General features: G+C 69.2%; 6 protein-coding genes and 2 pseudogenes. 2 read left to right on the top strand and 6 right to left on the bottom strand.

Annotation, left to right across the window (positions count from 1 at the left end):
• Nucleotides 1-438: serine/threonine-protein kinase (locus CCL05_RS20820; protein WP_244204339.1), on the bottom strand; the 438-nt coding region annotated here is incomplete at its 3' end.
• A 650-nt stretch (nt 439-1,088) separates the two neighbouring features.
• On the opposite strand from CCL05_RS20820, the gene CCL05_RS20815 reads away from it, so the two are divergent.
• A complete protein-coding gene (locus CCL05_RS20815; protein ID WP_143589919.1) occupies nt 1,089-1,298 on the top strand; it encodes a hypothetical protein in 210 nt (69 codons plus the stop codon).
• Nucleotides 1,299-1,595: 297 nt separating this feature from the next.
• On the opposite strand, the gene CCL05_RS20810 is transcribed toward CCL05_RS20815, so the two are convergent.
• Nucleotides 1,596-2,129, bottom strand: a complete 534-nt coding sequence (locus CCL05_RS20810; RefSeq protein ID WP_086561993.1) for a YcxB family protein — start codon at nt 2,127-2,129, stop codon at nt 1,596-1,598.
• A gap of 200 nt (nt 2,130-2,329) precedes the next feature.
• Nucleotides 2,330-2,740 (bottom strand): ATP-binding protein, encoded by a 411-nt coding sequence (locus CCL05_RS46305; protein WP_086561992.1) that lies wholly within the window; start codon nt 2,738-2,740, stop codon nt 2,330-2,332.
• Between CCL05_RS46305 and CCL05_RS46300 the strand changes: the two are divergent.
• Nucleotides 2,699-3,268: pseudogene (locus CCL05_RS46300) on the top strand (IS5 family transposase); the annotation flags it as partial. The gene CCL05_RS46305 and the pseudogene CCL05_RS46300 overlap by 42 nt on opposite strands.
• 96 nt (nt 3,269-3,364) lie before the next feature.
• Here CCL05_RS46300 and CCL05_RS20795 read toward each other — a convergent pair.
• The 3 genes and pseudogenes from CCL05_RS20795 to CCL05_RS20785 form a co-directional block, all read right to left on the bottom strand.
• A pseudogene (locus CCL05_RS20795) lies at nt 3,365-3,797 on the bottom strand (molybdopterin-dependent oxidoreductase); the annotation flags it as partial.
• Nucleotides 3,798-3,937: 140 nt separating this feature from the next.
• The gene (locus tag CCL05_RS20790; protein ID WP_086561991.1) at nt 3,938-4,879 is read right to left on the bottom strand and encodes a DUF5996 family protein; all 942 of its coding nucleotides are present in this window, start codon (nt 4,877-4,879) and stop codon (nt 3,938-3,940) included.
• Nucleotides 4,880-5,101: 222 nt separating this feature from the next.
• Nucleotides 5,102-5,983: an alpha/beta hydrolase gene (locus tag CCL05_RS20785; protein ID WP_086561990.1), complete on the bottom strand. Its 882-nt coding sequence runs from the start codon at nt 5,981-5,983 to the stop codon at nt 5,102-5,104.
• Nucleotides 5,984-6,000: the final 17 nt, after the last annotated feature.

Genomic DNA, 6,000 nt, shown 5'->3' with positions numbered 1-6,000 from the left:
CACGGTGCGGTCGGCGGTGAGCATCACGTTGGCGGGCTTGATGTCCCGGTGGATCACGCCCTGGCGGTGCGCGGCGGCCAGCCCGGACGCCGTCTGCTCCGCGATCTCGGCGGCGTCCTGCGGGGCGAGGGTGCCGCGCATCGATCGCTCCTGGGCCAGACTCCAGCCGTCGACGAGTTCCATGACCAGGTAGAGCCCGCCATGGTGGGAGCCGAAGTCGTAGACACCCACGAGATGGGGGTGGTTGAGGCGGGCGGCGGTCTGGGCCTCCAGGCGGAAGCGCTCGGCATCGGTCGCCGCCACCTGCTCGTGCTGGTCGGTGTGCAGGAGTTTCACTGCGACCGGTCGGCTCAGGGTCTGGTCGGTGGCACGCCAGACCTCGCCCATGGCGCCGCGTCCCAGCGGTTCGTCGAGCTGGTACCGGTCCGCCACAAGCACGTGCACATCCATCCTTCCCCCGTGAATCCCTCATCGCCCGACGCCGGAATTCATGCGCTATGAGCAGTTTTACGCCGGTGCGTGCCACAGCGTACATAGGCGCAGACATCCCGTCCCGGCCGGGCCCACACCGGGGTCCGAGTGCGGCTGCCCGGCCCCAAGTCATGCGGCTGAGAGGGGCAGGCAGGCGACGGGGGGTGCACCTTCCTGCCCCTGCATGACGAGTACCCGCTCATGGGGGAAAGCGGACCTCACAGAGCCGCCCTCGCGGCCCACCTGCTACAGCGCACCGAACGCCGCAGATGTCACACCCGACTCAGGCGCCGGAGGCTGTGCCCGCTCCAGCAGGCCCATCCGCACCGGAGGAGGGGGTGTGAGTGCCTGGTGGAACAGTCGCTGGGCTCATAACCCAGAGGTCGCAGGTTCACATCCTGGCCCCGCTACGAGAACCGGCCCCTTCCGACGCGACGTCGGGAGGGGCCCGAAGCGTCTACCGTGCCGCGCTCACCGAGCCCGCGCTCGCACCGGACGCGATCACATCCGGTCTTCGCCCGCCAGTACGAGGATCTGCCGCCGGAGGTACGGAACGCACTGCCGGAACGCCTGGTCCGGGCCACTGGTCGACCCGGTAGCCGGCCGCCGCGACCGGCGTGGACGAAGGGGAGGACGGCCCGGTGGAGCTGGGCGCGACGGACGACCTCACGCCTCAGCGCATCGGGGAGTACGTCACGTTGATGCTCGAGGCGAACCCTTCGCTGCTCGGCGAGGACGCCCTGGCCGAACTCGGGAAGCTCGTCGCGAAAATTCGAGCCACCGGCGGCTACGTTCCCATCCAGAGCGGAAGGTGTGCTGCCGGATGACGACGGGAACGGCTGACGAGGGGGCAAGGGGGCGACCGCGGTGGGCTGAGCCCGGTCGGAGAGCCAGGTCGTCGAACTCGTCGAAGATCCAACCGCCCTAAGGGAAGTCCGCGAACCTCAACGCCAACGCTGAGCAGTCGAAGAACGGCGCACCTGCGACTGCAGCACCTCCCGCTGGGCCTCGGTGACCATTAACAGCGGGATCTTCGGCCCAGGACGACTCACACCCAACTGGCGCCGATAGTCGGTGACCGTGAGCCCGGACTGGCTGTTTTGCGGCATGGCGATGCCCTTGGATCAGACTCGGGTTGCGTTCCGGTCGAGGATGGCCCGCAAGCGGTCGACATCCGGCGGTATCGCGGCGCCGCGCTTGGGGAGGACTACAAGGCCGACGCTGTGCTTGTCGGGTGTCATCAGCACGAAGAGCGTGTCAGTCTCCGCGTACCGGGTGATCATCGGCCATCGGAACGTTGTCTCGCTGTCTTGAGAGGTAAGCCGCACCCCGGCTTCGCCCACAACAGCCCGGAATTCCCCCTGCGAGGCGACCATTCGGTGTATCTGCCGTGCCTGCAGGGCGGGTACCAGCATGTGCAGACCGATGAGCAGGGCCAGCGCCGCGAGGCAGAGCACTGTCACCCCAAGGTGGGGCCGTTTCGGCAACGTGAGGGTCACGACCAGAGCGCCCAGCACGACGATCGCGCTGGCGAGGATAATCCCGCTCTGCAACCGCCCCGCCGGTGTGGCCCGCACCCGCGCGCGCAGTGCCCCTGTTGCGTCCGCGGTCGTCGGCACGTAGGCCAACTCCACGGTGCTCGTCTCCTGCACGGTCACTCCCCGGATCGTCGCGCTGCCGAGCCGCGATCGTAGCGGGACCCGGCGACGCCTTGTCGAGCTGGCCTGCTCCTTTGCTTAATGGTCGAGTCAAAGACCTCTGCTGGGCCGCTGTGGTGTCAGGCCGGCGCGGCCACACAGCGCCAGGAAGCCCCCTGGCCCGGCAAGAACACCCCACCCCTGGTCTTCGCAGCCTGAGGTCACATGGCCTGACGGCCGGCGGCGTCCCCGCCGGGGTCGTCGGCGAGTACGAGGGTCACGGAGATCCGCTTGCCCACCGGTTCCCGGTGAATACAGAAGCTCTGGGACACCGCCATGAGGATCTCCAGCCCGTGCTGGCCGACCCGGACCGGGTCGGCCGCCTGGACCGACGGCTGCGCGGTGCTGCTGTCCCACACGCTGATCCGGACGGCGCCGTCGCTGATCTCCAGGGCCAGCAGGCACGGGCCCGGAGCGTATTTTCGGGCATTGGTCACCAGCTCGTCGCGGGCCATCTCCCGGGCCTCTGCGATCTCCTCGCTGCCCTCGAACGCGGCGGAGACCGCGATCGGACGGTCGACAAGCGGGTACTGGCCCTCATCAAGTTCCAGACCGGCACGCAGTGGGTTCACCTGCCGGAGAAGTACGGCAACTGGCGAGGCGCATACAACCGGCTGCGGATGTGGGCCATCGACGGCACCTGGGAGCAGGTGTTCACCGCCCTGGTCGCCCAGGCCGAAGCGGACGAGGACCTCAACTGGGCCGGCTCGGTGGACTCCACGATCGTGCGGGCTCACCAACACGCGGCCCGGGGCCCGCAAAAAGGGGCCCCGGCAGACGAACCCGACGACGACGCCATCGGCCGCTCCCGCGGCGGACTGACCACGAAGATCCACCTCGCTGCCGATACCCGCTGCCGGCCCCTGCGTTCGTTCTCACCGCAGGCCAGGTCGGCGACCACCCGCCTTCACCGACGTCATGGTCCGCTTGCGCGTTCCCCGCGGGCGATATGGCCCCGCACCAGACCGGACCTGGTCCTGGCCGACAAGGCATACTCCTCCCGCGCGATCCGCGAGCACCTGCGCAAGCGTGGCATCCGGGCAGTGATCCCCGTCCCCGCCGACCAGCGCGGACACCGGTTACGTCGGGGCAGCCGCGGCGGCAGGCCACCGGCCTTCGACCGCGAGACCTACAAGCAGCGCACACCGTCGAGCGGTGCATCAACCGCCTCAAGCAGTGGCGCGGCATCGCCACCCGACCAGCAGCCTGGCCGGGCCGCCGTGCTCGGGCGCCAGGTCCTCCCCGTCGTGGCAGTACGCGATTCACGCCTGTCCGTCGAGCAGGTCCTCCAGCGGCAGGTTCGTCGTGTTATTCCGCGGCGGTCTCCACGTCCTCCAGAAGGACGTCCAGGGAGACCCCCTGCCACTCCGTGGCGAACTTCGACCACTTCGTGATGCAGTGCAGGTCCACCGTCGGCGTCTGGCTGGGCAGCGCCATGAGCTGCGCCCAGTTCCAGCTGTGCCGCGCGCCCGTCTCGGTGCGGACGGTGAGCTCCCACGCGTCACGGTCCACCCTCGGCGTGGGCCCGGCGGACGGGACCGGGAAGTCGGTGGTCTCGTACTGCCCGGGAGGCAGTCTGTGGTGCGTATCGCCTGGTCGGCCGCGGAATCCGCGTGAGACAACAGCCATGCCGTGCCGCCAATTCTGCGAAAGCGCTCTCCGCCATCGTTGATGACGTGGCGCATCGGAGCAACCGGTGGAGGAAGAAGCGATGGGCGGCACCCGCCGTGAGGCTTCGACCGCGAGCGTCCGCGCCCGACCGTGGCCGTTCAGGCGGAAGGGGCCGAGAGGTGCTGGTCGGTTATTCCTCCGGGGCAGGCAAGCCCGGTCACGTCCCAGCCGGCACGCCCGGCTCCGGCCTGGTAGGCGCTGTCGTAGAAGCTGAGCACAGCGGCGCGGGGGGCGGCTTCGGCGCGGGCTGCGTCGTAGCGCAGCACGGCCAGATGACCGCCGCGGCGCGCCACCCAGTCGGCGGACTGGGGTGCGAGCGGCCGCTCGGGCAGCCCGGGGGGCTCCGGTGCGGTGTAGGAGTAGAAGGCGGGCTCGGGGAATTCGTCGTCCCCGAACCAGAAGCCGAAACTGATCGCCTCACGGGAGTACGCCTCCCGGCTGATCGGGTCAGCCTCTGGTGGCTGTGGGACATGCCGGCCGGAGAACCTGGTGTGAGCGAGGTCGAAGGTGTGCCAGAAGTGATGTACGGGGCTGGCCTTTCCCGAGAATCCGGCGGCGAACTCCTCCAGGACCAGCGCCACCTGACTGAGGACCCGCCAGTAGCGGTTGGCCTGCACCGGATCGTAGGCCGCGTGCTCGGTGTCTTCGACGAAGGGCCGGAACTCATCCGGCAGGCCGAACGGCCTGGGGACCGGGATCTCCACTCGGACACCCAGCGTGGCCAGAGCCTCCATGGTCGCGCGGTGGAAGGACGCCACGGACCGGCCGGAGAGGGAGAAGGACACCTCTGTGCCGCCCAGCGCGGCGGCCACCAGCCGGTGGCTGACAAAGTCGAAGTCGATGGTGAACGCGTGACCGGTGGCCTGCCCCATCGGACGTGTAGTGAGGCCACGGCCGGTGAGGTGGAAGGGGACGTTCCACCAGTGATTGCTCCGGGCGCTGGCGGCGAGCCGGATTTTGCCGACGACTTGTTCGAACCGGTGCAGCGTCTCCTTGCAGTCCCGCCATTCGGCGAGCGGAATCGGTGGGAAGAGCTCCATGGGCTTCCTTCATGCTCGGACGCTCGCGCTGAGCGCGGATACCGGGCGGACCACCCCCTTGATGACCGACCCCGGCGCGTGCGGCACGCCGCCAGGTGACGGACCACCGCAGGTACCAGTCCAAGATCTAACAGAGCTGGCCGGGACACGCGGCTGCCGTTCCCCAGGGTGCGGTAGCCCGCCGGTCGACTCTGTTATGCCCCATGACGCTGCCGTGGCGGGTCAGCTCTTGACGAACCGCCCGACGAACGCGAGCGCCTTCTCGGCGACGTCACGCCAGCCGCTGTCTATGGTCAGCGCGTGCCCCCGGCCGGGCATCTTCTCGATCTCGGTCACGCCCGGGTTGTCCCGCTGCTGCTTGTAGGAGGCGTTGACGATCGCCCACGGGACGGTGTTGTCCCGCTCGCCGGAGATGAGCAGCAGCGGCCCGCGGTCGGGATTCTTGGTGTCGACCTTGTCCTCGGTCCAGGGATTGAGGTTGGCCGCGGCCGCCTGGAACAGCGGCTTGCCCGGGCTCGGCACCGCGTAGGTGTCATAGAGCTGCTTGGCCTCGTCCTCGCTGACGGCGTTGGCGAAGGCGTAGCGGAACTGCTCGTAGGTCAGCGGCACCGCGCGGTTGCGGTTGGCCGGGTTGCCGAGCACCGGGAAGCTCGACTTGAGGGTCGAGATCGGCAGGGGCAGCACCCCGCGGAAGGGGGCGGGATCGATCGCCACCGACACCGCGGCCAGGCCCCGCCCGGCCAGGATCTGGGTCAGTAGTCCGCCCGTGGAGTGGCCGATGATCGCCGGTTTGTGGTCCAGCCCGCGGATGATGGTCTCGAAGTGGTCGGCGACCTGGCCGATCGACTTGCCGGCGAACACCTCCGGGTGCTCGGCGGCTTCCTCGACCGTTTCGGGGTCGTCCGGCCAGCCTGGGGTCAGGGCTACATAGCCGTTGTCCTCGAACAGCTTCGCCCAGCGATCCCAGCTGCTGGGCAGCAGCCACAGACCGTGGACGAACACCACCGGCTGGCGGCCGGTCTCGTTCGCACGCTGGCACTGCTCCAGCTCGTGCTCGGTGATCGTCTTGCCGTCCGGCGGGGAGTTCGACCCTGCGTCGGTCATGGCAGTTCCTCCTGGTG

The organism is Streptomyces africanus, assembly GCF_002150735.1.
In the GTDB taxonomy this organism is placed as follows: domain Bacteria; phylum Actinomycetota; class Actinomycetes; order Streptomycetales; family Streptomycetaceae; genus Streptomyces; species Streptomyces africanus.
Note: the sequence above shows the minus strand (reverse complement) of the source record. Positions and strands in the feature narration are given on the sequence as shown.